This window comes from Polyangium mundeleinium (assembly GCF_028369105.1).
In the GTDB taxonomy this organism is placed as follows: domain Bacteria; phylum Myxococcota_A; class Polyangia; order Polyangiales; family Polyangiaceae; genus Polyangium; species Polyangium mundeleinium.
Genome location: NZ_JAQNDO010000001.1, coordinates 11,922,536 through 11,948,648, shown reverse-complemented (window position 1 = coordinate 11,948,648; position 26,113 = coordinate 11,922,536). Strand labels below are relative to the sequence as shown.

25 protein-coding genes are annotated in these 26,113 nt (G+C 69.2%); 16 read left to right on the top strand and 9 right to left on the bottom strand.

All coding sequences use genetic code 11. The annotated features are described in order from the left end of the window. The first annotated feature begins 32 nt into the window (after positions 1-32). The 4 genes from POL67_RS47215 (at position 33) to POL67_RS47200 (ending at position 5,810) form a co-directional block, all read left to right on the top strand. Positions 33-848: an ABC transporter ATP-binding protein gene (locus POL67_RS47215; RefSeq protein WP_271928383.1), complete on the top strand. Its 816-nt coding sequence runs from the start codon at positions 33-35 to the stop codon at positions 846-848. Positions 849-857: 9 nt separating this feature from the next. Next, positions 858-2,816: an NADH-quinone oxidoreductase subunit H gene (locus POL67_RS47210; RefSeq protein ID WP_271928381.1), complete on the top strand. Its 1,959-nt coding sequence runs from the start codon at positions 858-860 to the stop codon at positions 2,814-2,816. A 91-nt stretch (positions 2,817-2,907) separates the two neighbouring features. Beyond that, positions 2,908-4,638: a hypothetical protein gene (locus tag POL67_RS47205; RefSeq protein WP_271928379.1), complete on the top strand. Its 1,731-nt coding sequence runs from the start codon at positions 2,908-2,910 to the stop codon at positions 4,636-4,638. Beyond that, positions 4,635-5,810 carry a serine protease gene (locus POL67_RS47200; protein WP_271928377.1) on the top strand — a complete coding sequence of 392 codons (1,176 nt, stop codon included), beginning with the start codon at positions 4,635-4,637 and terminating at the stop codon, positions 5,808-5,810. The genes POL67_RS47205 and POL67_RS47200 overlap by 4 nt, the downstream gene beginning before the upstream one ends. Positions 5,811-5,889: 79 nt before the next feature. Here POL67_RS47200 and POL67_RS47195 read toward each other — a convergent pair whose 3' ends face one another. Together POL67_RS47195 and POL67_RS47190 are read right to left on the bottom strand one after the other, a co-directional pair. Further along, the gene (locus tag POL67_RS47195) at positions 5,890-6,888 is read right to left on the bottom strand and encodes a hypothetical protein (protein ID WP_271928375.1); all 999 of its coding nucleotides are present in this window, start codon (positions 6,886-6,888) and stop codon (positions 5,890-5,892) included. 389 nt (positions 6,889-7,277) lie between these two features. Continuing rightward, positions 7,278-7,448, bottom strand: coding sequence for a hypothetical protein (locus tag POL67_RS47190; RefSeq protein ID WP_170229311.1), 171 nt, complete (start codon positions 7,446-7,448; stop codon positions 7,278-7,280). 76 nt (positions 7,449-7,524) lie between these two features. On the opposite strand from POL67_RS47190, the gene POL67_RS47185 reads away from it, so the two are divergent. Further along, the gene (locus POL67_RS47185) at positions 7,525-8,403 is read left to right on the top strand and encodes an alpha/beta fold hydrolase (RefSeq protein WP_271928372.1); all 879 of its coding nucleotides are present in this window, start codon (positions 7,525-7,527) and stop codon (positions 8,401-8,403) included. Between the two features lie 7 nt (positions 8,404-8,410). Here POL67_RS47185 and POL67_RS47180 read toward each other — a convergent pair whose 3' ends face one another. Then, positions 8,411-9,127: a hypothetical protein gene (locus POL67_RS47180; RefSeq protein ID WP_271928371.1), complete on the bottom strand. Its 717-nt coding sequence runs from the start codon at positions 9,125-9,127 to the stop codon at positions 8,411-8,413. 139 nt (positions 9,128-9,266) lie between these two features. Here POL67_RS47180 and POL67_RS47175 point away from each other — a divergent pair, with 139 nt between their 5' ends. From POL67_RS47175 to POL67_RS47160, 4 genes are all read left to right on the top strand, one after another. Further along, entirely contained in the window at positions 9,267-9,812 is a 546-nt protein-coding gene (locus POL67_RS47175; RefSeq protein ID WP_271928369.1) for a hypothetical protein, read from the top strand. A 53-nt stretch (positions 9,813-9,865) separates the two neighbouring features. Continuing rightward, positions 9,866-10,222: a hypothetical protein gene (locus POL67_RS47170; protein ID WP_271928366.1), complete on the top strand. Its 357-nt coding sequence runs from the start codon at positions 9,866-9,868 to the stop codon at positions 10,220-10,222. Positions 10,223-10,303: 81 nt separating this feature from the next. Further along, on the top strand, positions 10,304-11,977 hold the full coding sequence (gene ffh / locus POL67_RS47165) for a signal recognition particle protein (protein WP_271928364.1): 1,674 nt from the start codon (positions 10,304-10,306) through the stop codon (positions 11,975-11,977). Positions 11,978-11,989: 12 nt separating this feature from the next. After that, complete coding sequence (locus POL67_RS47160; protein ID WP_271928362.1) at positions 11,990-12,814, top strand: carbohydrate-binding family 9-like protein; 825 nt, start codon at positions 11,990-11,992, stop codon at positions 12,812-12,814. Between the two features lie 4 nt (positions 12,815-12,818). Here the strand turns inward: POL67_RS47160 and POL67_RS47155 are convergent, their stop codons facing one another. Together POL67_RS47155 and POL67_RS47150 are read right to left on the bottom strand one after the other, a co-directional pair. Beyond that, entirely contained in the window at positions 12,819-14,090 is a 1,272-nt protein-coding gene (locus tag POL67_RS47155; protein ID WP_271928361.1) for an agmatine deiminase family protein, read from the bottom strand. 68 nt (positions 14,091-14,158) lie between these two features. After that, on the bottom strand, positions 14,159-14,959 hold the full coding sequence (locus tag POL67_RS47150; RefSeq protein WP_271928359.1) for a hypothetical protein: 801 nt from the start codon (positions 14,957-14,959) through the stop codon (positions 14,159-14,161). Positions 14,960-15,757: 798 nt separating this feature from the next. Between POL67_RS47150 and POL67_RS47145 the strand changes: the two genes are divergently transcribed. From POL67_RS47145 to POL67_RS47130, 5 genes are all read left to right on the top strand, one after another. After that, positions 15,758-16,366: a hypothetical protein gene (locus POL67_RS47145; protein ID WP_271928357.1), complete on the top strand. Its 609-nt coding sequence runs from the start codon at positions 15,758-15,760 to the stop codon at positions 16,364-16,366. Then, positions 16,354-16,665 (top strand): DUF6968 family protein, encoded by a 312-nt coding sequence (locus POL67_RS54425; RefSeq protein WP_373372390.1) that lies wholly within the window; start codon positions 16,354-16,356, stop codon positions 16,663-16,665. The genes POL67_RS47145 and POL67_RS54425 overlap by 13 nt, the downstream gene beginning before the upstream one ends. A gap of 544 nt (positions 16,666-17,209) precedes the next feature. After that, positions 17,210-18,211: a tetratricopeptide repeat protein gene (locus POL67_RS47140; RefSeq protein ID WP_271928354.1), complete on the top strand. Its 1,002-nt coding sequence runs from the start codon at positions 17,210-17,212 to the stop codon at positions 18,209-18,211. Beyond that, the gene (locus POL67_RS47135; protein WP_271928352.1) at positions 18,208-18,522 is read left to right on the top strand and encodes a hypothetical protein; all 315 of its coding nucleotides are present in this window, start codon (positions 18,208-18,210) and stop codon (positions 18,520-18,522) included. The genes POL67_RS47140 and POL67_RS47135 overlap by 4 nt, the downstream gene beginning before the upstream one ends. A gap of 54 nt (positions 18,523-18,576) precedes the next feature. Further along, positions 18,577-19,785, top strand: a complete 1,209-nt coding sequence (locus tag POL67_RS47130; protein ID WP_271928351.1) for a hypothetical protein — start codon at positions 18,577-18,579, stop codon at positions 19,783-19,785. A gap of 18 nt (positions 19,786-19,803) precedes the next feature. On the opposite strand, the gene POL67_RS47125 is transcribed toward POL67_RS47130, so the two are convergent. The 4 genes from POL67_RS47125 to POL67_RS47110 form a co-directional block, all read right to left on the bottom strand. After that, a complete protein-coding gene (locus POL67_RS47125; RefSeq protein WP_271928349.1) occupies positions 19,804-20,037 on the bottom strand; it encodes a hypothetical protein in 234 nt (77 codons plus the stop codon). 42 nt (positions 20,038-20,079) lie between these two features. Beyond that, positions 20,080-21,687: a protein kinase domain-containing protein gene (locus POL67_RS47120; RefSeq protein ID WP_271928348.1), complete on the bottom strand. Its 1,608-nt coding sequence runs from the start codon at positions 21,685-21,687 to the stop codon at positions 20,080-20,082. 132 nt (positions 21,688-21,819) lie between these two features. After that, positions 21,820-22,302, bottom strand: coding sequence for a hypothetical protein (locus POL67_RS47115; protein WP_271928347.1), 483 nt, complete (start codon positions 22,300-22,302; stop codon positions 21,820-21,822). 29 nt (positions 22,303-22,331) lie between these two features. Beyond that, positions 22,332-22,721 carry a hypothetical protein gene (locus POL67_RS47110; RefSeq protein WP_271928344.1) on the bottom strand — a complete coding sequence of 130 codons (390 nt, stop codon included), beginning with the start codon at positions 22,719-22,721 and terminating at the stop codon, positions 22,332-22,334. A 153-nt stretch (positions 22,722-22,874) separates the two neighbouring features. On the opposite strand from POL67_RS47110, the gene argC reads away from it, so the two are divergent. Together argC and argJ are read left to right on the top strand one after the other, a co-directional pair. Next, complete coding sequence (argC, locus tag POL67_RS47105) at positions 22,875-23,921, top strand: N-acetyl-gamma-glutamyl-phosphate reductase (protein ID WP_271928342.1); 1,047 nt, start codon at positions 22,875-22,877, stop codon at positions 23,919-23,921. A gap of 61 nt (positions 23,922-23,982) precedes the next feature. Further along, complete coding sequence (gene argJ / locus POL67_RS47100; protein WP_271928340.1) at positions 23,983-26,109, top strand: bifunctional glutamate N-acetyltransferase/amino-acid acetyltransferase ArgJ; 2,127 nt, start codon at positions 23,983-23,985, stop codon at positions 26,107-26,109. Positions 26,110-26,113: the final 4 nt, after the last annotated feature.

Here is a 26,113-nt window from a genome sequence, read left to right as displayed (position 1 = left end):
ATCGTCCGAGGGCCGGAAATGTCGCGGATGCCATGAATGCCATCGAACTTACCGGGGTGTCGGTTCGCTACGCAGCGGGAGGCGGCGTGGCGCTCGAAGACATCGACCTTTCCGTGCGAAAAGGCGAGATTTGCGCGGTCCTCGGGCCGAACGGGGCCGGGAAGTCGACGCTCGTGAAGGTGATCTCGGGCGCGCTTCGGCCCCAGCGTGGAGAGGTACACGTTCTCGGCGAACCACTCGCGCGCCTGGAGCGTCGGGAGATCGCGAAGAAGATCGCGCTCGTGCCGCAGTCGTCGGAGCCGGCGGTGGGCTTCGCGGTGCGCGAGATCGTGAGGATGGGCCGCGCGCCGTACCAGGGCGCGTGGATGCGCGCGTCGAAGCACGATGAAGAGGCCGTGGAGAGGGCGATCGCCGCGTGCGAGCTCGAGACGCTCGCCGATCGGCGCGTGTCGGAGCTCTCGGGCGGCGAGCAGCAACGGGTCGCGATCGCGCGGGCGCTCGCGCAGGAGGCGCCGGTGCTCTTGCTCGATGAGGCGACGGCGCACCTCGATGTGCGGCACTTCCTCGCGCTGTCGGAGCTCGTGTGGCGCGAGGTGCGGGATCGAGGGCTCGCATGCCTGATGGTGCTGCACGATCTGAACGCGGCGGCGCAGTACGCGGATCGGATCGCGCTCTTGAAGGCCGGGAGGCTCGTGGCGCACGGGACGATCGAAGAGGTGATGACGTACCGGCGCCTCAAGGAGGTGTTCGAGGCGGAGCTCTACGTGGGCGTGAACGAGCTCGACAACGCCCGGTATTTCCTGCCGGTTCGCCCTCAACTTGGCCCTCTGCCGCGGCGCGATGGATAAGCCCGGGCCATGCCCGGACATGGAAGGATCACGCTCGCCCTCGCCTGCCTCTTGGCGATCGGCTGTAACGTGAACGACACCGCGCCCGACCTCCTGCGGGTGGTCGACGTGGCGCCGCGTGAGCTCGAGTCGGGCGATCGGCTGGAGGTGCTCGGGACGAACCTGCCGACGGGAGAGGCGCGCGAGGCGACGATCACGTTCCGCGGGACGCTGAAGCGGCCGGGAGAAGCGCCGATCGAAGGGCAGACGATCATCGTCGACAAGGCGAGGATCTCGACCGACAAGGTGAGCGCCGCCGTGAGCGAGGCGCTCGTGGCGCGGTTTTGCGGGCAGGGCGATGACGCGGCGCACACGACGTTCCACGGAAACGTAACCGTGACGCTGGAGACGAAGGCCGAAGGCGCGCTGCCGGTGACGGGGTCGGTCAAGGACGTGACGATCGACGTGCGGCCGAAGGCGCCGCGGCGCGCGATCGCGCTGGCCCGCGAGCGCGACGGGCAACGGGCGCTCGATTTTCTGGGGATCACGGTGTCTCCAGACGCACCGACGTCGAACGGGATCGTGGTGGCGGCGGTTCGTCCGGACAGCCCCGCGGCCGCGGCGCGGATCGAGGGCGGCGACGTGATCACGAGCTTCGAGGGCATGAAGGTGACGAGCGTGGCCGACGTGATCCCGAGCGGTGAAGAGCGCGCGCCGCTCGCGACCGTGCGGCGCGGCGCGGAGGATCCGCGGGTCGTGTCGATCTCGATCGAGGGCTTCCACGCGAGCGCGCCGTCGGACCTGCTCGGCGCGGCGATCGTGCTGGGTTTGTCCGCGGCGACGCTGCTCGTGTTCGCGACGCCGCTCGGCGCGCTCGTGGCGTGGCTCGTGCGGCGCGTGGCGTCGCGGCTCGCCGCGCAGAGGAACGGGAAGAAGGCGCTCGCGCGTTCGCCGGTCGCGCGGCTCGCCTCCGAGGTGCATCGCGAGGTGGCCTCGGCGATCGCGCCGCCGGACGCCGATCCGATCCTGTCGAAGCTCGCCCCGGTGCTCGCGTTCGCGGCGATCTCGGCGACGTTCGTGGTGATGCCGTTCTCGCAGCGGCTCGTGGGCGCGGACCTCGACGTGGGGATGCTCTTCCTGCTCGCGCTCGTGGCGCTGCTCGGGCTCGGGTTCGTGACGGGGGGATCGCTCGCGGGGCAGGCGTGGTCCGTGCTGCGAGGTCTGCGCGGCGCCGGGCGGGTGCTGCTGCAGGAGCTGCCGGCCGTGGTGGCGATCGTGTGCGTCGTGTCGAGCACGGGATCGCTTCGGCTCGAAGACATCGTGGCGGCGCAGGGCGGGCAGGGAGGCTCGCCGTTCGACGCGGGCGGGTGGCCCTGGCACTGGTTCGTGTTCCGGAACCCGGCGACGTTCGTGTTGTTTCTCGCGTACGTGACGTCGATGATCACGGCCGACGGGCGCGTGTCGGGCGCGCTGCGGGAGGCCGAGGCGAGCGGGGACGAGCTCGCGCCGCCGGCGAAGATCGGCGCGCGGCAGCTTCTGTTTTACTTCGGGGAGTGGGCGCACGTGTTCGTGGCCTGCGGGATCGCGAGCGCGATCTTCCTCGGCGGCTGGCAATTGCCGGGCGTGGCGGGCGCGACGCAGGAGAGCGCGGGCGCGCTGAAGATCGTGGGCGCGCTCTTGTTCTTGCTGAAGAGCTGGGGCCTCGTGCTGACGGTGGTTTGGCTGCGCTGGGCGCTGCCGCGGCTCTGCGCGGAGGAGCGGTCGCGGATCGCGCTGCGGTGGTTCTTGCCGCTCGCGATCGTGGCCTCGGCGTTCGTCCTGCTCGGCGCTCTCGCGACGACGACGATCGGGTTCGGCCGGAACGCGGGGCTCGTCAGCGGGGTGGTCACGTTCGTGACCTGGGCCGCCTTTGCGGCGCATTTCGTGCGGCGGATTCAGGTGGATCTGCGGGAAACGCGGTCCCCCCTGCACCTGAACCCCCTGATCTGATCGGGGCGAACAGCCCCGGAAAAGGCGGCGCGGATCACGGCGCGCGCACATTGTGCCCGCGGCGGGCCGCGTTCGCTTTATCCTCTGCGCGGTGGGAGCCGCGAGCCGAACGGCCCGGGAGTTCTGCACGGTGTGCGGATGGCCCGTCCACGGGCCACGCTGCGACGCCTGCGGGGAGTACCGCGCTCCGCTGGCGCTCGAAGACTCGATGCGCAGGTTCGTGCCGCGCGGGCACGCGTCGCTCGATCCTTCGGGGCTGGAGAGAGCGACCGAGTCGTTCCGGCGTGGCGAGTACGCGCGGGCGCTCGGTCTTGTCGTTGGTACAGAAACGAATTTGACGGCGCGCGCGGTGAACCTGCCCGAGGGGCCGGGCTGGGCGCTCATCGGCAAGGAGTCGAGCGTGTTCCTGTCGCTCGACATGCAGTCGATGCACCTCATCGTGGAGTCGCCGGTGGCGCGCCTGCCGCGCAGCCAGCGTGTCCCCGCGATGCGGCTCTCGCTCGAGCTCTGCGACGCGGAGGCGATGACGTCGCGCGTGTGCCTGCGCGACGATCTGCTCCTCCTGCGCTTCGTCACGCAGCTCGGCGCGGCGTCGCCGCCGCTCGTGCGGCACGTGATCCGCGAGATGATGGCGACGTCGGAGCGGTACGCGGAGATCTTCGTGGCGTCGTTCGACGCGCGCACCGCGGCGCACGGAGACGCGCGCGGAGGCGGCGGGTGGGAGTCGCTCGGGAGGAAACGAACGCTGTCGACGCTGCAGCCGGCGCCGCAGCGACGATCGGTCGTACCGCCGCCGCCCTCGACGCTCCGGCCCGCGGACAACACGACGCCGCCGGACGACGATCTGCCGCCGATCCTCGCGCCGGCCTTCGCGAACGAGCCGTCGCGCGGCCCTGCCGCCGAGGAGGAGCTGCCGCCGGTGCTCGCGCCGTTCCGCCTCTCCGATACGTGGCGCGGCGAGGACGGGGTGCCGCCGGTGCTCGCGCCTCCCGAGAACGTGCCGCAGACCGCGCGGCTCGGGGTTCCGCAGACGTCCGCGTTCGCCGCGCCGCCTGCGCCGGACCGCGAGCCGTCGCCGGAAACCGCGCGCCTCGGGGCGATCCCGTCGCTCACGACACCGCTCCCGTTCGCGGCGCCCGTCGCGCGTCGGCGCACCGTCCCGGGGATGCCCGCGGTCGAAGGCGTGACGCGCCCCGGCTCGCCGGACCTCGACGATGCAGCCGCGCGCCGGGCGCTCACGCCCGCGGACAAACTCTGTGAGCTCTTGCATCAGGCGCAGGCGCTCGCGACGGCGCTGAGCTACGAGGAGCGGCCCGCGACGATGCTCCTGCTCGTGCGGGCCGTGGTGTACCGCGCGATCTACGAGTTCGGCGAGGCCGTGCCCGACGCGGTCTCGTACCTCTACCGGAACGCGGCGGGCGTGACGCGGGCGATCTGGCCGAGCGCGTCGCCCGGCGGCAAACGTCCTTCGTCGCCGATCCCGATGGCCGAGCCCGCGCTGCTCGCGATGGAGCGGATCGTCGCGGCGCGCGCGCAGCTCCCGAAGGAGCGCGCGGTCATCGTCGAGCCGCTCGCGACGGCGGCGCAGGCGCGTGAGCACCTTGCGCGGTACGCAGAGGAGATCGAACTCGCGCCCCAGGACGCGACGCTCCGCCACTTCCTCGCGCTCGGCGCGCTGACGGAGCTGCTCTCGCGCACGCGCTTGCCGGCGCAGACGTCGCAGCGGCTGAAGGAAATCGTGGCGCACGCGCTTCGCGACGTGCCCAAGCAGGCGGCGCTCGATCTGATGATGACGGCGCTGAAGAGGATCGCGTCCGGATGAGCTCGCGTATCGCCTCGGCGCTCGAGGATCTCATGCAGCACGGCGGCGCGGAGGAGAGCGTGCTCGGCGTCGCGCGTCGTGGTGTCGTGACGGTGACCTCGGGGATGTCGAGCGGCACGGGCTGGGTCGCGCTCGGCAACGGCGTGATCGTGACGAGCTGGCGTACGGTCGGGTTCCAGGCCGAGGTGACGCTCTCCACGGAGGAGGGCAGGCGCGCGGCGGGGCGCGTCGTCGCCGTGGATGCCGAGCGGGATCTCGCGTTCGTGCTCCCGCTCGAAGCGATCGGCTCCGCGCCGCTGCCGCTCCGCGCCGATCCGTTGCCGCGGCTCGGCGAGGCCGTCATGACGCTGATCGCGACGCCCGGCGATACGCTCGTGACGGCGATGGCCGTCGTGTGCGCCGAAGGTCGTGGCGGCGAGCTCGCGGCGCTCGATCCGGATCTCGGCGTGCGTGCAGGTCGCGGCGGCTCGCCCGTGATCGACGCGGTGGGGCGCGTGATCGGCGTGATCACGACGGCGCGGCGGAGCGGCCGGGATCCGCTCGATCGATCGCGATGTGTCCTGCCCGTCGGGCTCCTCTCGCGTGACCTCCGCGCGCTCGACGTGCCGGCGGAAGGGCTCGGCGAGCGCACGCTCATCCACCGCTGTCCTGGCTGCACCGAGGCGTTCTCTGCGGACAACGATCGTTGCGAGTCGTGCGGGATCCTCCTGCCGCATGCCTACGAAACGGAATCCCCCGGGGCCGAGCGTGTGGTGCGTGATGCGCTCGTCGCGCTGGGGCTCGTCGCGAACAAGGCGCGCGTGGGGCCGCGGGCGTGGCGCATCCAGCACCGCGCGCTCGGCGGAGACGCGACGCCCTCCGAGGTCACGGTGCGCCTCGACAGCGTGGGCTTGCAGGTGATCCTGCGCGTGCCGCTCGTGCGGTTGCCCTCGGCGAACCACGAGCCGTTTTACCGGCTCCTTCTCACGGCGAACGATCAGACCTCGGGCGTGTGTCGCCTGTCGCTCGCGGGGGACGTCGTCGTCCTCTCCTTCTCTGAGCCCGTGAGCGCGTTCGCGAGCGAGCACGACGTCGCCGCGGTCTTCCACGACCTCGTGCGGCTCGCCGATCAGTACCGCAAGGTGCTCGCCGAGCTCTTCGGCGCAGAGCCTCTCCGCGACGGCTCCTGGTGATCACGCGCTTCGAAAAGAAAACCCCGATCCCGGGGAACCGAAACCCGGGATCGGGAGGAGGAGCCGACGACCGCGCTGCTCAGTTGCCCTTGCTGGGGATGAACTGGCTTCCGCCCTTGCTGGGGACGAACTGGCTTCCGCCCTTGCTGGGGACGAACTGGCTTCCGCCCTTGCTGGGTACGAACTGGCTGTCGCCCTGACCGACGTTGTTGTCCACGCCGTACTGGGTGTCGCCGCGACCGCCGTACTGGGTGTCGCCGCCGTACGGGACGTCGTCGCGACCGCCGTACTGGGTGTCGCCGCCGTACGGGACGTCGTCGCGACCGCCGTACTGGGTGTCGCCGCCGTACGGGACGTCGTCGCGACCGCCGTACTGGGTGTCGCCGCCGTACGGGACGTCGCCGCGACCGCCGTACTGGGTGTCGCTGCCGTACGGAACGTCTCCGCGACCGCCGTACTGGGTGTCGCTGCCGTACGGAACGTCTCCGCGACCGCCGTACTGGACGTCGCCCTTGCCGCCGTACTGGACGTCGCCCTTGCCGCCGTACTGCGTCCCGTAGTCGCCGCGGTCCTTGGCGCCGTGCGCGTCGCAGGTCACGCGCTCGCGCAAGTAGGGTACGTTGTTCGTCTCGTCGAGCAGACGCGCGTTGACGAGCGTCACCTGCGTGAGCTCCGGCTGGTAGTCGCCGCCGCGGCAAGCGCCGGCGCCGCGGAACCGATCACGCGGCATGATGAACTCCCCGTAGACGCGGCCCTGCCGGTTCGCCTGGAAGCTCTTCGCGTCCTTCCACGAGTCGCGCATGACGATCGGCTCGCCCGCGTACTGCCCGCGCCGATCCTTGCATCGGTACGTCGCCTGGAGATCGGCGTCGAGCGAGTAACGGATGTTCTGCCGGCGGATGTTCGACTGCTCGAAGCCGAACCGCAGATCGCCGTTGTCGAGGAGCTTGGCGTCGACGTTGCCGAAGCGCGGGTTGTAGTCGTAGCGGCCGCCGTCCGCCGAAGCCTCGTCGATGCTCAGGAAGGGTGCGCTCGTGGCGATCGTCGCCGCCATGAGGAGCTTGATCGAGTTCTTCATCGAGATACCTCTCCTTGTGTCGCGTGACGCCCTCGCTCGGCTCGCGCCGCGCGCGGGGGAAGATGCCTCGCGACGAGCTGTCCGCTCGTCGTCGAAGCGCTCGCTCACGTCGCAATGCAAGGCGGCGGCCGTGGGCCTTTCGGGCCTCGCGCATCCAGCACATGCGGGGAATTCTCGGACCACGCGGCGCGTGTTCTCCACGAATCGTCTCGCTTTGGAGCCGTGTCCGCCCCGAGACGCTCGATGCCGTCTTCGGCGGTTCGCGCGCGTTCGTCCTGCGCGTCCGTGCGTGCGTCGATTTTGCCCCCGTCTATCTGCCCACGACCCGAGCGTGTGCACGCGCGTCCGGACACGTCGACGCGAGCCGAGCGGGACGTACGCGTCCGTCGTCAGTCCTTCTGCGTCCTCTTCGAAACGACAGCGGCGAAGACGAGGCCAATCGGGCCGAGCACCGCGCACGTGAGGAACCAGAAGCAGCCGCCGCGGCCCTTCGTCGTGGCGATCCAAGCGCCGAGGATGCCGCAGAGCAGCCAGACCGGAATGCCGAGCTCGAGCTTCATCCCTGCTGACGCTAGCACGCGGATGCACGTCGCGCGGTTCGCCCCCCGTCACGCGCGCCTCGTGTAGCCTCTCGCCATGGCGGCGACGAAGACGCTCGTGACGGAGACGCTCGACCTCGGCGATGTCGAACTCTCGTGCACCGTGTACGGCGACGGGCCCCTCGTCCTTTGCGCGCACGGCTTCCCCGACGACGCGCGCTCGTTTCGTGCTCAGATCGATCCGCTCGTCGCGCGAGGCTTCCGCGTCGCGTGCCCGACGATGCGCGGCTACGCGCCGAGCGGCATCCCGAAGAGCCGTCGTTACGATGCGGAAGCGCTCGGCCGCGACCTCTGCACGCTCGCGGATCGGCTCTCGCCCAGCTCGCCCGTGCGCCTCGTGGGCCACGACTGGGGCGCCGTCGCCGCCTACGCCGCGACCGCGCTCGCGCCCGCGCGCTTCTCCCACCTCGTCACGATCGCCGTGCCGCACCTCCGCGCCACGTTGCCGAGGCTCGCGCAACCCGCGCAGCTCCGCCGCTCCTGGTACACCGCCTACTTCCAGCTCCGCGGTGTCGCCGAGCGTGGCCTCGCGAAGGACGACTTCGCGCTCATCGATCGCCTCTGGCGCGACTGGTCCCCTGGCTACACCGCGTCCCGCGAGGACCTCGATCCGATCAAAGCAGGCATCGCCCCTCGCGTGCCCGAGGTCATCGGCTACTACCGCGCGTTCTTCTCGTCGCGCGTGCTCCTCGGCGCGTCACGGCGCCTCCTCTTCGCGAAGACGACCGTGCCCGCGATCCACATCCACGGCGAGGACGACGGCTGCATCGGCGCCGAGCTCGCGCGCGGCGTGGATGAGCGACATTTCCTCGCGGGCATCCGCGTGCATATGGTGCCGCGCGCGGGCCACTTCGTGCACCTCGAACGACCCGAGGTCGTGAACCCGGTCCTGCTCGATTTCCTCGGCGCGCCCTGACGCGCGTCTACCGCGCTTCGCCGTCACGCACGCGCGCGAGCACGCGCACGATGCCCGTGAGGTTCCACGCGGCGAAGCCCAGGAAGAGCGCGACCAGCGCGACGGCCCAGCGCGACGCGCGCGGCGAGCTCCCGTCGATGAGCACCCAGGCGTCCTCGGGCACGGCCTTGTTCGTCTGCTCGTGCACCGCTTCGGGCAGGCGCGCGTGGCGCAGGCCTGCTTTGCGGAACGGCACGAGCCTGCCGGCGAAGCTCGTCGGCGGCACGAAGCGGGGACCCTCGAAGCCCTCCGGCACGCGGATCTCCACCCAGATCTTCTCGTTGCCCGCGATGGGCGCGAGCCGGAACGAGTCTCCCTCCGCCGCGCGCCCGTAGCGGATCGCCCCCGTCGTGCCGAGCAGGCCCGTCGCGCGCACGTAGCGGTTCTCCAGATCCGCGCCCGGCGCGAGCGTCGCGAGGTCCGGCACCTCCATGAGCTGGCCCGGCGTGAGCGCGTAGCGCGCTTCTCCAGACAGCACGAACGCCATCCAGGCGGCCGCGAGCGTCGTGAGCGCCATCAGCACCACCGTCGCCGTGCGCTCGCGTTTGGGCGGCGCGGGCAGCGCGATGAGGTCAGGATCCGACCCCGCGGCGTCGAGGGCCGGCGGGCGGGGCGCGGTCAGGGTGGGCGACGGATCGCGGGGCACGAGCAGGGCGTTGGGGGTGGCGTAGCGGTGTCCGGTCACGAGTATAACCGACGGACATCGCCGGGCGGGCCGGGTTCCTTCTTCCTCGCGTCGGATTTCCGCCGCCTGCCCGTCAGGTTCCTCGGGGCCGGGCGGGGGATCTCTTGCCCTCGTGCCCTCGCTTTTCTAGCCTACGCCCGTGGCAACGTCCGCGAAGAAGGTTTCCTCCGTCGTCTGCCCCTCCTGCGGAGCGACGAACTCGCCTGTTCCGCCGAGCGGTCGGTGCGTCTCGTGCGGCGCGTCGATGGATCTCGGCCGGAGCCGCGACGAAGGCGGCGATGGGCGGCGCGGCAGCGACGGCTTCAGCGTCGCCTGGGCCGGCATCGCGCTGCTCGTCCAGGCCGTGCTCACGGCCGCGATCGTCGTCGGTTTGCCGATGGTCGTCAGCGCCTTCGACTTCGAGGGCCGCTACGGGATGATGATCGCGGTGCCCGTGTGGTTCGTCGGGGGCATCCTGCTCGGCATGATCTCGCCGGGAAAGACGGTGGCCGAGCCGGTCATCGCCACGCTGCTCGTCGCGATCCCCACGGTCTTTCAGCTCATGAAGTCGCAGACCGTCCGGACGCTGCCGCTCTTCATGTACGTCATCCTCGCGGTGATCGGCGTGCTCTTCACGATGGTCGGCTCGTACATCGGCGAGCGCATCCAGATGGGCCCGGCGCCGAAGCGCGCGGGCGCGGATTGATCCGCCGAGGCCTGCTCCTCCTCGCCCTGGGCCTCCCTTCTGCCCTCGGCTGCATGTCCGCCGAAGCCGAGGAGGAGCGCGCGCTCCTCGCGGCGATCGAGGCGCTCCGCGACGCACCGGCCGACGACCTGACCGGACGGAAGAACCGGCTCTCGGCGCTCGAAACGAAGCCGGCCCCGAGCCCCGAGGCCCGGCGTGCCCGGGACAGTTGCGTCGAGGCCTACCGCCTCCTCGGCGAGGGCAAGGAGGGCACCGAGGCCGTCAAGCGTGCGCTCGGCGGCGCGGGCCCGGTGCCAACGACCCTGCTCGCCGACCTCGCCGCGGCCGAAGAGAAGATCCGCAAGAGCAGCGAAGAGGCCATGCCGGCCTGCGAAAAGGCGGCGACCGAGCTGCGCCTTCGCCGCCGCTGACGGAGTCTGAGGAACCAGGCAAGGGAAAACGCGCGCGAGGGGGTACGGACGCGCGCGCCTCGTGCTAAAGAGCGCCCCCGTATGTTCGACACGCTCGCCCGAGGTTTTCGTCAGGCCCGCAACCGCCTCGCGGGGCTCACGGAGCTCTCCGAGTCCAACATCGAGCCCGCGCTCCGCGAGGTGAGGCTCAGCTTGCTCGAAGCCGACGTCGAGATCGGCGTCGTGAAGGCCTTCCTGAGCCGCGTGAAGCAGAAGGCCGTCGGCCGCACGCTCGAGGCGAAGGTGAAACACGAAGGCGAGACCCTTCAGGTCTCGGCGAGTGATCACTTCGTCAAGATCTGCCACGACGAGCTCGAGGCCATGATGTCGCACGAGGGCGAGCCCATCGTGTGGGCGTCGGGCCGCCCGACCGGCCTCATGATGGTCGGCCTCCAGGGCTCGGGTAAGACGACGACCTGCGCCAAGCTCGCGCGGCACATCTCGAAGCTGGGCAAGAAGCCCATGCTCGTCGCGGCCGACATGCAGCGCCCGGCGGCCGTCGAGCAGCTCAAGGTGCTCGGCAACCAGATCAAGATCCCGGTCTTCAACATCTCGGGCAAGTCGCCCGTCGAGATCTGCGCGGCTGCCGAGGCCGAGGCGAAGAAGCTCGGCCGCGACGTCATCATCTACGACACCGCGGGCCGCCTCGCGATCGACGAGAAGCTCATGCAGGAGCTCGCGGAGATCAAATCGCGCGTCGCGCCGGAGAACATCTTCCTCGTCGTCGACGCGATGATCGGCCAGGACTCGGTGAAGACCGCGCGCTCGTTCCACGAGCGGCTCGGCATCAGCGGCGTCGTGCTCACGAAGCTCGACGGCGACGCGCGCGGCGGCGCGGCGATCAGCATCAAGGAGGTCACGGGCGCGCCCGTCCTCTTCAGCGGCGTCGGCGAGACGACGGACAAGTTCGAGGAGTTCCGCGCCGACGGCATGGCGAGCCGCATCCTCGGCATGGGCGACGTCGTCGGCCTCATGCAGGACTTCGAGCAGGTCGTCGATCAGAAGAAGGCCGAGAAGGACGCCGAGCGCTTGCTCCAGGGCGACTTCTCGCTCGACGACTTCCTCGAGCAGGTCCGCATGATCCAGAAGATGGGGTCGCTCAAGGACCTCGTCGACAAGCTCCCGCTCGGCGGCATGTTCCCCGGCGGCCTGCCGAAGGACGTGAACCTCGACGACCGCGAGCTCGTGCGGATCGAGGCGATCATCCAGTCGATGACGCGCTTCGAGAAGCGTGATCCTTACGCGCTCATCCGCGAGCCGCGGCGCGCCGAGCGTATCGCGAAGGGCTCGGGCACGAACGCCGAGGCCGTCGCGGAGCTCGTGCAGAAGTTCCTGTTCATGAAGCAGATGATGTCGGGGCTCGGCCAGAACATGGGCATGATGGGCAAGATCCCCGGCATGAAGCAGATGGCCCAGATGCGGAACATGCAGAAGGCCATGGCCGGCATGGGCGGCGGCGGCGGCATGCCGGGCTTCCCGGGCATGGGCGGCATGCCGGGCATGCCGGGCGGCTTCCCCGGGATGGGGATGCCGGGCTTCCCGGGCATGGGCATGCCGGGCTTCCCCGGGATGGGGATGCCGGGTATGGGCATGCCGGGCGGCGGCGCCGAGGGGCCGAGCATGACGAAGATGCGCACCCTCAGCCAGGCCGAGAAGAACGCGAAGAAGGCGCAACGCAAGCGCGAGCGCGACGCGCGGAAGAAGGGCCGGAAGTAGCAGGGAGCGCGCATGCGTCGATTCCTCTTCGTCGCGTGCGCGCTCGCCCTCGCCGCGTGCTCGCGGGATCCGGGCGGCGGCAAATCCGAACAACAAGCGGGCGGGACGGGCGCTACGAGCGCGCCGGGCGAGGATCCGCGCCGCGTGATCAAAGAGATCGCCGTGAAGGCGATCGCGTCCGGCGACACGATCACGATCGACGGCAAGCTCGACGAGCCTGCGTGGGCGAAGGCGACGGAGACCGGACCGTTCGTCGACGTCGCGTCGGGCGCGCCCAATCCGCGGATCCCGGTGCAGGGCAGCGCGCGGCTCCTCTGGGACGACCAGCACCTGTACGTCGCCTTCGACGTGAAAGACACGACGATTCGCGGCGGTTTTCCCACGGACGCGCCGGACCCGCACCTTTGGGAGCGCGACACCGTCGAGGTCATGATCGACCCCGACGGCGACGGCGACAACAAGGACTATTACGAGATCCAGGTAAGCCCGCAGAACCTGGTCTTCGACTCGCAGTTCGACGATTACAATCGTCCCCGGGGCGGCAACGCCGGTCCCTTCGGGCACCAGGACTGGAGCGCCGGGCTCGCGAGCGCGGTCGTCCTCCGCGGCACGATCGACGCGGACGAGGACAAGGACGAGGGATACACCGTGGAGGCGCGGATCCCCTGGAAATCGTTCGCCAAAGCAAAAGCCTCGCCGCCCGCGCCCGGGGATGTCTGGCGGATGAATTTTTATGCGATGCAGAACAACGGCGGCGTCGCCTGGTCCCCGATCCTCGGGATGGGGAACTTCCACAAGGCGTCGCGGTTTGGCCGTGTGAAATGGGTGCGCGAGTAGCCGCTCAGCGCGGCTCCTGCTGCGTGATGCAATGAATGCCGCCGCCGCCGAGGTTCACGGCCTCGGCGTCGATCGGGACGATCTTCCTCCCGGGAAACACCTCCCCGAGGATCCGCTGCGCGGCCGCGTCCTTTTCTTTCACGCGCGAAGGCCTCCCCTCTTTGGAATACACCTGCACGAGGACCACGCCGTTCGTGACCAGGAAATTCAGGTAACTCGTCGACACGATGATCCGCACCGGCGAGCCCTTCGGAAACGTCACGCCGCTCGTGTACCGCATTCTCTTCAGCGACTCGTAGACGCCGTCGCCGGAGCCGAGCGTGTCATAGAGCGGCTCGGGCATCGGGACACGCACGAGCCGGAAAGGACGGCCGTCCTGATCGACCGACGCCTCGATCGCCGCGCGCGCTCGTTCGAGCCGCTCGCGCGTCATGGCGTGGATCACATCCTTCCGCGCCTCGTCCTCGGTCACCTCGCCGAGTAGAATCGTGTGGGCGTCGGCGAAACGTGCATATTCGTCGATGTGCCCGCCCGGCGTGAGCGGCGTGTAAATGCCGCCCGGCAGCGGCCCTTCCCACGTCGCGTCGTCCTCCGCGATTCCTTGGGGCAGCCACACGAAAGCTTTGGCGCCGAGCGTCCTCCGGAACTCCGCCTCGATCTGCGCGCGCGACATCCCCGGGTTTCGCTGCCGCTCCACCTGTTCCGTGAGCATCAACGTCCCCGCGCCGTTCGACTCCCGATTGCCCCCTTCGCTCGACATGCTCGATCGCACGACCGGCAGGCCCCGCAACGCCGCCACGTTTCGATCGATGGCGTCCTCGCGCAATGCCGTCGGGCTCGATCGATCAAACCCGGGATATCCCCAGCCATTGTACGCGTAATCGACGACCGCGCGTCCGCCGCCGCTCGTCTTCACGAAGATCGGCCCCATGTCGCGCAGCCAGATGTCCGCGTGCGGCATGGCGTGAATTCGCACGTGATCGGACGGCACGGCATCCCGCGCGAACCGCTCCCGGATCACGCCTGCCTCCGCCTCGTCCTGGGCGAGCAGGTCGACCGACACGTGGCCGTGGAGCGCGCGGACGATGTCCTCCACGACGCGCTCGGTCGGGTGCCCCGCCTTGTTTTCGTAGGTCGGCCAGGCGAGCCAGATCGACGCGTGTGGCTCGAACTCGGCCGGGAACGAATACGTGGTTCCGGTCTCCGCCTGCGGGACGGCGGCCTCCGGGGCCGTCGTACACGCCGCGATCACGAAGCCGAGAAGGGCGAGGGCCATCGGACGCATGGGAGGCGTGACTCGTACCACGAGTTGCGTGGGCTCGTCAGGCGTCGCGTCGCTGGATTCTAAGGGTTCGTTCTCGCGTCGCCGTCGGAGAGCTCGGAGAGCAGCGCCGCCTCTTGCGCCGCGAGATCGGCCTTGAGCTTCTGGAGCGCTTCGAGCTTGGCCTTCTTCTGTCGCTGGGCGGCCTTTGCCCGCTCGGCGGCGATCTTTGCTTCTTGCTCGACGAGAGCGTCGCGCTGCTTCCTCAGCGCTTCGAGCTCCGCCTCGACCGCGCCGATCTTCTTGTCGAGATGGCTCAGGGTCGGCTCTTCGGCCGACTCTTGCTGGAAGAACGACTCTGCCCAGCCGGCGCCGAGCTTGTGCTCGTGCTGGATCTCGCCCAGCTTGCCGTATAGCGACTTCCGCAATTTGTTGAGATCCTGGTTCAGCTTCACGCGTGTGCCGATGGTGCGGAAGTTAGCCAGGTTCAGGGTCGCGGTCTTCTTCTCGTTTGCCGCCGAGGTCCCCGCCGTCGCGCGTGTGGCGAGCACGGGCGCGTGGTCCTTCAGGACGGCTTTGTCGGTTTCCGCCAGCGCTTCGGGCCAGGATGTCATGATATCGAGCTGACCGCCGAGCGTGGGTCGCTTCAATTCACTCGGGCGCAGGTCGCCGAAGAGTCGCTGCGCGAGGAGCGAGCCCTTCTCCACGTTCGCGGCCACGAAATCGACCGAATCGTCGAGGTCCCGATCGGCGAACTGCACGGCCGCGCCGGCTTCGGCCTCGGCTTCGATCAGGTTCTTCTCTTCCGCGATGGCCGCGTCGATGCGCGGGTGGAACGCCTCCATCTCGGCGACGAGGTGTTGCGTGTACGGATTGCGCCGCATGCGTACCAAGGTAAAGCGGAAATGGCCTTCCGCGCTCCCTGTTGTCCCCGCGTCGGGGAGAGTCTTGATTCCGACCATGGTGGAGCACGGTAGGATGCCGGAGTACGGGGTGTCAACAGCAAGCGAACATACGCGGGAGGGTCGAAGCGCTCCGGAGACGCGTCGCGAGGGCGGCTCGGGTGCCTGAAGTGCTGTTGCAACGTGGTATGGGGGGGTTGGGGCGGCGGAAACGGGGTTGCAACGTTCCCGAGCGACCCAAGAGCGGGGGGAGCGGGGGCGCGAGCGGTTGCGGGGGGCGCTTTCGGCGAGCGCGGCGAACGCGGCCCGGGTCTTCGTGGTGGCCGGGGCGGCCGAAGTGGAACTGCAAGCGAGGCACGGGGCGCTACGGGCAGCCCGAGCGCGGGGGTGACGCGTCGACGGTTGGGTTTCGGCGTCCGGGGAGGCGTCGAGAATTGGCGCGCACGCGGAAGCGGCGGCGGAAGTACGCTCGTGAATTCGCGTCGGCGCGGTTCGGGTGTTCGAAGTGCAGCGGTGCGCCGTCCCGGAAGCACTTGGGGCATGTGGGCGTGTGGAACGCAGGGAAAATGCCGGCAAAACGGTTGACGGAGGCATTGACTCTTTCGTAGCCTACCCCACCTGCGTCGAGGCCGAGGGGGTGGGCTCATGAGGAAGCGGCGGCTTGCGGGGGCGACCTTGGTCGCTTTGTGCATGGCGGTGGCCATGGTGCTGATCGGATGCGGGGCGAGCGACGAGTACGCCGCCGCGCCCAGGCAGGGCAGCGGGCTCGCGCTCCCTCCGATGACGGTCCAGGGGCTTCAGGCGTGCGTCAAAGAGGGGGGCCAGCGGCTTCGGCACAATGCGTACGAGATCGAGTTCGCGGTCGAGTTGACGGGCGACCGCATCACGGCGGTGAAGCCCAAGGGCCTGCGGCTCGACGATGCCGGTGTCCAGCAGTGCATGATCGAAGCGCTGCGGGCGATGGCGGACGCGGGGTTCTCGCCGGACCCCGACGAGCTGGTCTCGCGCGGCGGCCTCTTGCCTACGCGAGGCCTGCTGGCGAACACGTGGGCGCTGCCCCAGGTGATCAGGCTGATCCCGGTGGTCGTCGGGTCGTCGGGGACGATGATCGTCGTGGCGGTCGCGGTCCTCGTCGTGGTCGCGGCCGTGTCGTTGAAGGATGATACCGACGAGGAAGCCGAGAAGGAACGGTGCAAGAATGCGGCCTATACCCCACTTGAGGCATGTTACAATGCGTGTGAAGCCATTTGGAATATGGACAACGCGCGCTGCCGCAAGTTGCGAAGTGCGAGGGACAGGGCCATTTGTTGGGCGCAATCGAACGAGGACCGGGCGAACTGTCGGCGCGCCTGCGAACGAGAGGCAATGAAGGACAAATGCCCACGATGAAAAGGATCGTTGCCGAGAGGATACTTGAATTCCGTCACTCCCAGGATTCAAAGCCTAAAAATGTCAGGGTGCGAATCGGCGCACCTCAAAAAGAAGGAAACGATTGGTCCGTCGTGTATGAGATACGCGGGCCCGGTAGGCGGCGAGAAAAGCGGAAAGTTTGGGGGGTCGATTCCGTGCAAGCGCTTCACATGGCAATGGGAAGCGTGCCCGTCGACGTGCGAGGAATTGAAATGTTGACGGGCGGCAAGGTGACATTCCTCGGAGGGGAGGATCTCATGTTTCCAGGCTTCAAATGACACTGCCGCTCGGGCCCCGTGGTGGGCCCGAGGTGCGCGCGCGGCTGCATTTTGTTTTCAATGAAATGATTGAATTTGCGCAATCCCGTTGCGACAAAGGCGAAGAGCGCGTCGTTCGGCTTGCTGTCGATTGTGCTCTTTCGGAGCTGCTGGACAGGCTCATGACCCCCATTCTCCGCGAATACCCGGACCTCTTTCCCGAAGGCATCGAGTATACGCCGTTGAAGGGTCCGACGTTCACGGAGCTAGCCGCAAAGTTGAGGCCGGAGCCTCCTCCGAACGAAACCCGGAGCAGCAAGAAACCATAAGCGCCCGACGGAGTACCTCTACGCGGTTCTCTCGCCGGGGGGCATGCGTGCCGAACGTTCACGCCGCCCCCCGTACCCCCGAAAGTTTGTCGCGGTGCTTGATACCTCGGTTTGTCCCCGGTAAGGGTTGTCCCCGGAGGCCCACGCTGGGCGTGCGCTCCTGACCCGAGTCGCACCAAGACGCTCGCGTCGGCCTCCCCCTTTTTCGGCACGATTTGCGGTATCTTCTCCCCATCATGCCGCGCGCCGCAGCCCTCGCCCCGCTCCTCGGCCTCTCGCTCCTTGCGCCCATCGTTTACGCCGACGAACCCGACACGACGCTACCTGAAGCCCCATCCCCCTCGGAGCCGCCTTCGCCGTCCCCCGAGGCGATTACGAAGGCCTGGAAAGCCTTCGTCGAGCTGGGCGACGCAGCGCGGGCGCGCGGGCAGGTCGAGGAGGCGCTGAAGGCGTACCGGCGAGCTTACGATCTTCACCCGGATCCGGAGCTCGCTGCGCGTGTGGGACTCTTTCTCCTGGAGGTCGACAGGCCCCTCTCGGCCGCGACACTCCTCATGGAGGCCCTGGAAGGCGGCGCGGGGAAGGACGCGAAAGAGAAAGAAAAGATCATGCGGGGGATCCTCACCGTAAGGTCGCGGATCTGTCTGCTCCACGTGCGAGGAAACGTCTACGACGCGACGGTCACCATCGACGGCAGATCCGCGACGAACGAACTCGGCTCGACGTTCCGCTCGTTCGAGCGCCCTGGCCGCCTCGTCATCGTCGGCCAATCGAAAGAGCACGGCGAGTCGCGCGAGGTCGTCGATTGTCCGGCCGGCGGCCAGGTGTACGCGCATCTGCGCTGGAAGTTGCCCGAGCCGGCGCCGCAGGCCACGGCGGAGCCCGCGCCGCCGCCAGCGCCATGCACGCCCGTGGCACCACCTTCGGTCGGGGCGCCGCTCGCGGTGACGAAGGCGAAGGCCGATCACGCGCTCGGTATCTACGTCGAGCGGTACACGAAACAGGAGAATCCGTACGGGTATGACGAACCGCCCGCGAAGCGTGCGGACGCAGAGAAAGCGGGGATGCGTGGCTTCGTCGGCTTGGGGCCAGTCGTGGTGTTTGGCGCGGCAACGTGGGCGCCCGCGGTGGGCGCGTCGATCACGGGAGGACTGCGGCTCCATGAGCATGTGTCGCTGGAGCTGGAGGGGCTGCATGGCTTGCGGGGGATGTCAAGGGACAACCGATCTCCACCATGACGGCGGGGGGCCTGCTTGGGCTATGCGGGCACTGGCGGTGGTTCTTCGGGTGCGGGCTCGGGCATCTCGGGGTGATCACGGTCAGCGGGGACGAAGAAGCATTTCAGGACAAGATCGATGTCTTCCTCCGACCGGGGTTTGGTGTGCGCGTAGGCGGCCGATTCGATCTGGGCACCTCGTGGGGCGTGCAGGTGGCCGGGGATGTCCTGGGGCTGTCCCGGGCGACGCGGATTGCTCTCGGGCAAACCATCCTCGTGGAACAACCTGCGGTCATGGTTGGCACTTCGCTAGCGGCGTTCTGGAAGTTCTAGGGTTCGTCCGAGAACGCTTGACAGTACCGTGACGAACCCACGACCATGATCCTCATGAGGAAGTCAAAGGTAGGAACAGGGCTCGCCCTCGTGTGCCTGATGGGCGGGGCCGCTGTCGCGCTCGGAGCTGGGTGCAGCGGGGTGCCGGAGACGTCGAGATGGGATTGTGATCCCGATTCGCTCTTTCCCGCCGCCGGCTGCGTGCAAGACGCCGGCATCGACGACGCAAGCGACGCCGGTACTGACGGCCCCACGGCGGACAACGGCCGCTGCCCGGCGGACACGCATACGTGCGTACCTCTCCCCGAAGGCGACGACGCGATTTTCTGGCACGCGGATCCGCCTCTCCTCGTGTGGTTCGGCGACAACGTCGAGGGCGAGGAGAACCAGCCAAAGTGCCCCGCGGACACGGCGCCCGCCGTGCAGGCGCGCATGTACGCCGATCTCATCGCGCCACCGGCCACGTGCGATTCATGCTCCTGCAAGTCGGCGACGGCCGATTGCGACCCGGTCCCCACCTCCATCACGATCCGCGCGGGCACCTGCGACGACCCGAGCGCCGCGACGATTTCCTTCGATGGCCCTGCCGGCTGGGACGGGAGCTGCACGGCCGCGAATGCCTTGCCCGAGGGCGCCGAATGTCCGCCCGGCAGCGGCGTTCCCTGCCTGCAATCAATCGAGATCGGGCCGCTGCCGCCCCCGCAAAATGGAAAATGCGAAGTGGACGTGGTCGAAGTGCCCAAGGTCGCCGGCCTCATCACGAAATGGCAGACGACGAGCCTCGCCTGTCGCGGAGAGAACGATACGTCGCTCTGCGATGATGCGGCCCGGATGTGCCTCCCGAAGGCGCTGTTCCCCGACCGGATCTGCGTTTGGCGCGAGGGGCTTCATACGCAATGCCCCAGGAACTACCAGGCCGAGCCCGCACGCTGGATGTACCCGGAGCAGGTGAAGGAAGGACGAGGGTGCACCGAATGCGCGTGCGGGGCACCGAGCGGCGGGGCGTGCGTGTCGTCGTTGCGGCTATTTCAGGATGAAGCGTGTTCGGCGCAGTTTGACGAGTCCACAACGGCGTCACTCGGCGGAGATTGCGCGCCGGTCTTCCCGAACGGCCGCGCCCTCGGCAGTAAGGAGGCGGGGCCCGCGATGTACATGGCCGGCACCTGCGAGGCGAGCGGCGGCGAGCCCTTCGGCGAGGCGATGGTGGACCTGGACAACGCGGTCACGTTCTGCTGCCGGCCGTCGTACGTATTCGAAACGTGAGCCGTCCAGGAGGCGGACTCAGCAGAGGGGCTCGCATGTGTCCAGTTCCGCCAGCAACTCTTTCCGTTTCTTGGCGTTGGGGGTGTTGTTCCGCGGGCGAATGAGTTCTTCGACGTGCAAATCCTCGGCCGTAATACCTGTCACGAGCAAAAGGCCGAATCCGAACCGCTTGAGCTTGTTGTTGAGTACTTCCGGATCCCAATGGTGCACGTTGCGTGCGTTCGCGTGCTTGTCGAGGTACTTCGGAGCCATGCAAGGTAGCCCCTTCGTGTTCTTGATGCCGTCCTCCGACCCTCAGGCGTCGCCCAAGGCCGCCCGCGACGCCCGCTCGATCAAATCGATCGCCGACTTCTCCAGCGGATCGACCCGCTCCGCGCCCACGCGCAGCCGCAGCGTGAGCCGCCGCGTCTCCTTGCGTTTGCCGAATTCCTCGCGGAGCTTCTCGCTGAGCGCTTTCGCGAACGCGCGCGAGAACTTGCTGCCCGCGTCCGGCACGATGAGCACGAGGCTCGACGGCCCGTACCGGCCGAGGAAGTTCTTTCGCCCGTAGAGCCCGTGCAGCGTGGTCACGAGCTCGCGCACGTCGGCGTCGATCGTCGCCTTGTCCCGGATGGGATCGAGGCCGCGCAGCGGCATCTCGAAGACGACGATCGAGAACTTCGTGCCCGTCATCTTCGCCTTCGCGATCGCCTCGTCGAGCGTCAGGCGCAGGTACCGCTCGCTGTAGGCGCCCGTCGCTGGATCACGGAAGAGCGGGACGTTGTCCTCCCAGGACTCGTGGACGGGCTTCGTCTTGCTCTTCGGCGGCTTCGCCGAGGCGGAAGGCGGCGCGGGCGCGTCGGCGTAAAGGAACGGTTTGTCCGCGTGCGGCGAGGGCGAACGTAGGGCCGCGGGCGCGTGGGATGCCGGCGGCGCGTCGGCGTAGAAGAAGGGCCTGTCGGCGACCGGCGGCGGACGCGCGGGCAGGGCCGGCGTGCTGCGCGGGCTCGACGGCGGGGGCAGGGCCACGGCGATCGTGGCGTTCGAGGTCACGACGCCGAGGGCCTCGCAGAGCTCGGCGATCGCCTGCGTCGCGCGCTCGGGGCGCCTCTGCGGTTCGAGGTTCGTGGTGCGCGAGAACCAGGCGTCGAACGGGGGCGTGATGCGCACGCCGCGCCGCGCCGCGCGGGTCGTCGCAGGCTCGGGCGGGCCCGCCATGATTCGCTTGAAGAGCACGAAGAGCGAGAGCGAGCTCTTCGCCTCGCTCATCCAGTACGCCTCGCCCGAGAGCAGCGTGTAGGCGAGGTGGCCGAGCGCGTAGACGTCGGCGCGCGGGCCGATCGCGCCGTCGCCCTGGACCTGCTCGGGCGCCATGTAGAGCGGCGTGCCGACGATCGCGGTGCGGCGCTGGAACGTCGTCTCCACCATCACCTTCGCGACGCCGTAATCCAGGATCTTCAGGCAGGGGCTTCCGTCGTCGCGCATCGTGACGAACAGGTTCTCGGGCTTGAGATCCCTGTGCACGATGTTCGCCGCGTGCGTCTTGTCGAGCGCGAGCGCCGCCTGTCCCAGGTAGAGCACGACCTCGGCCGGCGGCAGCGCGCCGCGGCGCACGATCAGGCTGCCGAGCTCTTCGCCCGAGAGCAGGTCCATCACGAGGAAGGGCATGCTCGTGCTCTCGTCGATGCCCGCGTCGGAGACCTGCACGATATGGTCGCTCTCGATGCCGCCCGTGATCGTGGCCTCCTGCGAGAATCGCTCGCGCAGGATCGGGTCCTCGATCGTGCCGGGGAGCATCACCTTGAGCGCGCGCCTTCGCCGCGTCGTTTCGTCGGCGACCTCGTAGACCGCGCCCATGCCGCCCGCCTTGATGCAGCGGAGGACCCGGTAGCGGCCGTGAAAGAGCACGTCGGGTACGAGCACGTGGGCGAGGCGCCGCCCTGCCGGGAAAGCCGGAGGCGAGCGCGGAGAGCATGGATGAAGTCGGGGACGCAGATCAAGGCCGACGCGTCTGCCCTCGTACGTCGCGCGTGCCCTCGCTCTGCGTCCCTTGGATCAGGGCGCTTCTTCGTCGACCGGCTCGCTCGACGCGGCTGCGTCGACGGAGAGCACCGTCAGCATCGACGACGTCGGGAAGTCGGTATCGACGTGCGTGTCGGTGTTTCGAAGGATGCGGAACGGCTGCAGGTTGAGCGTGGTGCTCACCTCCGACCCGTCGGAGCCGAGGAGCGTCGCGTCGGCCAGGTACGTTCCTTCGGGCAGGGTCACCGTCATTTGCAGCTCTCGGCAGGGCTGATAGGCGCGCGCCACCGTGCGTCCGGCCGTGTCGCGGATGACGAGCTCCATGCGATCGGCGCCATACATGCGGCAGCGGCTCGGGTCGAAGCGCCCGCCGAGCGACCAGCTTTGCGTCACCGTCCCCGTGTCGCGGCCGATGGGCACGAACACGGCCCCCTCGGCCTGGCACCCGATCGCGGCGGGGGCGAGCGAAAGCACCAAGGCCCAAGGGCCTGCCCATTGGATGATGGAATTGCGCATGGAAAACCCCTCCCCCTGTGTGTCGCCGGTCAATGCGGCCGGTACTCGCGATGAATTTCGCGCGGTTTCGTCGGACGAACCGGCGGATAGCCGTACTCGACCGCGGGCGGCGGCACGGCGCGCGGCGCGGTCTGGACATTCGTGCGGTACCTCGTGAGCTCAGGCGGCTCTTCGACGAACACGACCCAGCCATTGTCCGTCGGCCAGTACCAGCGCCCCTCGACGAGGTAAGCGAGCCGGCCCCGATACTCGACGGCCGGGTACATATTCACATCGACGGGGACCGCCTCCGCGTACGCCACGTCGTACCCGCCCACGTTCGGGGTCCCGGCCGACAGCGTCGCGACACAGCCCGCGGCCAGCATCGACAATGCGATGACGGGCGCGAGGAGCCACGCGCCGCTTCCGTCGCGATTCACTCGCCTATATCGTCCGTCCCGGGCGCCAACGTTGCATCGGATCCGCACAGGTCACCTCGCTTGCGGCTCGGACGAGCAACCGAGGTGCCATCCCGCGGCGAGCATGCACAACCGTTTGACAAGGGCGTCGTCGCTCTGTAGGGAACCGCGCCCGTGAGCGCGTCCAAAGTCCCCGTCTCGATCCTCGGCGTCAGCGGCTTTGCCGGCAGCGAGCTCGCGCGGCTCGTCGCCGACCACGCCTCGCTCTCGCTCGTGGGTGTTGCTGCGGATCGCTGGCAGGGATCGAAGCTCGGCGAGCGCGTGCGTGTGCCCGCGAGCGTCGCCAAGCTCCCTGTCGCGCCGATGAGCGACGCCATCGCCATCGCCCGACAGAGCGAGGTCGCGCTGCTCGCGACGCCCGCCGAGGTCTCGGCCAAGCTCGCGCCGGAGCTGCTCGCGCACGGCGTGCGCGTCGTGGATCTCTCGGGCGCGTTTCGCCTGGAGGATCCGGCCGCGTATCCGCGCTGGTACGGCTTCGAGCACCCCGCGCCCGAGCTGCTCGCCGAGGCGCATTACGGCCTGCCGGAGGTCGCCTCTGCCTCGACGCGCACGGGCGGCGCGAAGGACGCGCGCCTCATCGCGAACCCCGGCTGCTACGCGACGGCCGCGATCCTCGCGCTCGCGCCGCTCGTCGAGGCGGGCGCGATCGACCCGGCGTCGATGTACGTCGACGGCAAGAGCGGCGTCTCGGGCGCGGGCCGCAAGGTCGAGGAGCGGCTCCTGTTCATGGAGGTCGACGAGAACCTCTCGGCCTACCGCGTGGGCAACCACCAGCACACGCCCGAGATCGAGCAAGCGCTCTCGCGTGCGGGCCGCGCGCGCGCCTCCGTGACGTTCGTCCCGCACCTCTTGCCCGTGCGTCGTGGCCTGCTCGTCACGGCCTTCGCGCGCCTCTCGGGCGCGGTCCCGCCCGCGCAAATCGAGGCGCTCTTCCGCCGCGCGTACGCCCCCGCGGACCTCGTCGAGGTGCGCGCGCCGGAGGACGTCACGCTCGCCCAGGTCGCGTACACCCCGTATGCGCGCCTCGGCGTCCGCGCCGACGCCGAGCGTGGCTCGGTCGTCGTCACCTCTGCGCTCGACAACCTGCTCAAGGGAGCCGCCTCGCAGGCGCTCCAGAACCTCTGCGCCATGATCGGCGCGCCGCCGCTTTCGCCGCATTGACCCACGAAGGGCTCCCCCGCGTCGCCCGCGCGCCGCGGCTCCCCCTATCCCGAGGTGGCCCGTGAAAATTCCGCTAGGTTTCTCGTTTGCCGGCGCCTCCGCCGGCATCAAGGTCAAACGCTCCGACCTCGCGCTCGTGCTCTCGGAGGTGCCCGCCGTCGCGGCCGGGTGCTTCACGCGCTCGAAGTCGCGCGCGGCGTGCGTCGACTGGAACGTCGCGCGGCTGCCTCGCAAGGACGCGCGCGCGATCGTGGCGAACAGCGGCAACGCGAACTGCCTCGCGGGGGAAGAAGGCGTCCTCGCGAACCAGCGCATGGCCGCCTCCGTCGCCGACGCGCTCGGCATCCCGATCGACGCGGTCCTCACCTGCTCGACGGGCGTCATCGGCGTGCCCTTGCCGCATGCAAAGGTCTCCGCCGCGGTCCCTGGCCTCATCGCCAAGCTCGGCCAGGATCCCACGCCTGCGGCCGAGGCGATCCTCACGACGGACACCTGCACGAAGCTCGCCTCGCGCGAGATTTTCCTCGGCGGGGATCGCGTGCGTATCGCGGGCATCGCCAAGGGCTCGGGCATGATCCACCCGAACATGGCCACGATGCTCGCGTTCCTCGTGACCGACGCGGCGATCGATGTCTCCGTGCTCGACGCGATCCTCCACGCCGCCGTGGACGAGACCTTCAACATGGTCAGCGTCGATCGCGACACGTCGACGAACGATCAGGTCCTCGTGCTCGCGAACGGCATGGCGGAGAACGACCCGATCACGCGCCGCGACTCGCCCGAGGCGCAGAGCTTCGCCGCTGCGCTCATCGACATCTGCCGCGAGCTCGCGCGCACCATCGCCGGTGATGGCGAGGGCGCGCAGCACCTCATCACGGTCACCGTGCGCGGCGCGGAGGATCTCACGTCGGCGCGCGCGCTCGCGCGTGCCGTCACCGAGTCGAACCTCGCGAAGGCCGCGTTTTTCGGGACGGACCCGAACTGGGGCCGCGTCCTCGCGGCGGTTGGCTCACGCGCCGCCGAGCAGCACATTCGCTTCGATCCGGCGGTCGCGAGCGTGCGCCTGCAGAACGTCCTCGTCTACGCGCAGGGCAAGCCGCAGCCGTTCGACGCCGACGCCCTCCGCGCGCTCCTCCGCGGCGAGGAGGTCTTCGTCGACATCGAGGTCGGCTCGGGCCTCGGCGAGGCCACGGCCTGGGGCTGCGACCTTTCCTACGACTACGTACGAATCAACGCGGACTACGCGGCGGTGCTCGTCGACTCGCCCGACGGCCCCGTGCGCCGGGATCCGAGCCTCGACAGGAAGACGCCGGAGCTCAAGGCCGACACGCTCGTGCAGGCGCTCCGGTACATCGAGCGTTTCGCCGGCACGCGCGCGGTCATCAAGTACGGCGGCGCCGCGATGGTGCGCGCCGACCTCAAGGACCGCTTCGCCGAGGACGTACGCCTGCTCCAGGCCGTGGGCCTTCGGCCGATCATCGTGCACGGCGGCGGCCCCGAGATCTCGCGCACGCTCGAGCAGATGGGCCAGACGACCGAGTTCGTCGACGGCCTGCGCGTCACCGACGCCGCGAGCCTGCGCGTCGTCGAGATGGTCCTCACGGGCCAGATCAACAAGGAGGTCGTCGCCTCGCTCGCGCGCGCGGGCACGAAGGCCGTGGGGTTGTCCGGCAAGGACGGCGGCCTCATCGAGGCGCGCAAGATGAACATGCCGCCCGGCAAGGACCTCGGCTACGTCGGCGAGGTCGCGCGGGTCGATCCCGACGTGCTCGAGCTCTTGCTCGGCAAGGGGTACATCCCGGTCATCTCGCCGATCGGCCTCGGCAAGGACGGGAACACGTACAACATCAACGCCGACACGGTGGCCGCGGAGGTCGCGGTCGCGTGCGGCGCGCGCAAGCTCATCTTCCTGACCGACGTCGCGGGCATCCTCTCGAAGGGCCTGCTCGTCTCGGAGATGAGCGCGGAGGAGCTCGACGCGCGCATGCGTGACGGCACGGTCACGGGCGGCATGCTCCCGAAGGCGGCGTCGATCCTGCGCGCGCTCGAAGGCGGCGTGGAGACGGTGCACATCATCGACGGCCGCGTCCCGCACAACGTCGTGGCGGAGCTCTTCACCTCGCGCGGCGTCGGCACGATGATCCGCGCGGGCGCGCCCAAAGAGGGCGAAGAATTCCCCATGGGCTGAGCCC

Bases quoted from the DNA above. Each gene is read 5' to 3' on its own strand.
- POL67_RS47215 (WP_271928383.1), top strand. From the start codon at position 33: ATGAATGCCATCGAACTTACCGGGGTGTCGGTTCGCTACGCAGCGGGA.
- POL67_RS47210 (WP_271928381.1), top strand. From the start codon at position 858: ATGCCCGGACATGGAAGGATCACGCTCGCCCTCGCCTGCCTCTTGGCG.
- POL67_RS47200 (WP_271928377.1), top strand. From the start codon at position 4,635: ATGAGCTCGCGTATCGCCTCGGCGCTCGAGGATCTCATGCAGCACGGC.
- POL67_RS47195 (WP_271928375.1), bottom strand. From the start codon at position 6,888: ATGAAGAACTCGATCAAGCTCCTCATGGCGGCGACGATCGCCACGAGC.
- POL67_RS47190 (WP_170229311.1), bottom strand. From the start codon at position 7,448: ATGAAGCTCGAGCTCGGCATTCCGGTCTGGCTGCTCTGCGGCATCCTC.
- POL67_RS47185 (WP_271928372.1), top strand. From the start codon at position 7,525: ATGGCGGCGACGAAGACGCTCGTGACGGAGACGCTCGACCTCGGCGAT.
- POL67_RS47170 (WP_271928366.1), top strand. From the start codon at position 9,866: ATGTCCGCCGAAGCCGAGGAGGAGCGCGCGCTCCTCGCGGCGATCGAG.
- ffh (WP_271928364.1), top strand. From the start codon at position 10,304: ATGTTCGACACGCTCGCCCGAGGTTTTCGTCAGGCCCGCAACCGCCTC.
- POL67_RS47160 (WP_271928362.1), top strand. From the start codon at position 11,990: ATGCGTCGATTCCTCTTCGTCGCGTGCGCGCTCGCCCTCGCCGCGTGC.
- POL67_RS47155 (WP_271928361.1), bottom strand. From the start codon at position 14,090: ATGGCCCTCGCCCTTCTCGGCTTCGTGATCGCGGCGTGTACGACGGCC.
- POL67_RS47150 (WP_271928359.1), bottom strand. From the start codon at position 14,959: ATGCGGCGCAATCCGTACACGCAACACCTCGTCGCCGAGATGGAGGCG.
- POL67_RS47145 (WP_271928357.1), top strand. From the start codon at position 15,758: ATGACGGTCCAGGGGCTTCAGGCGTGCGTCAAAGAGGGGGGCCAGCGG.
- POL67_RS54425 (WP_373372390.1), top strand. From the start codon at position 16,354: ATGCCCACGATGAAAAGGATCGTTGCCGAGAGGATACTTGAATTCCGT.
- POL67_RS47140 (WP_271928354.1), top strand. From the start codon at position 17,210: ATGCCGCGCGCCGCAGCCCTCGCCCCGCTCCTCGGCCTCTCGCTCCTT.
- POL67_RS47135 (WP_271928352.1), top strand. From the start codon at position 18,208: ATGACGGCGGGGGGCCTGCTTGGGCTATGCGGGCACTGGCGGTGGTTC.
- POL67_RS47130 (WP_271928351.1), top strand. From the start codon at position 18,577: ATGAGGAAGTCAAAGGTAGGAACAGGGCTCGCCCTCGTGTGCCTGATG.
- POL67_RS47125 (WP_271928349.1), bottom strand. From the start codon at position 20,037: ATGGCTCCGAAGTACCTCGACAAGCACGCGAACGCACGCAACGTGCAC.
- POL67_RS47115 (WP_271928347.1), bottom strand. From the start codon at position 22,302: ATGCGCAATTCCATCATCCAATGGGCAGGCCCTTGGGCCTTGGTGCTT.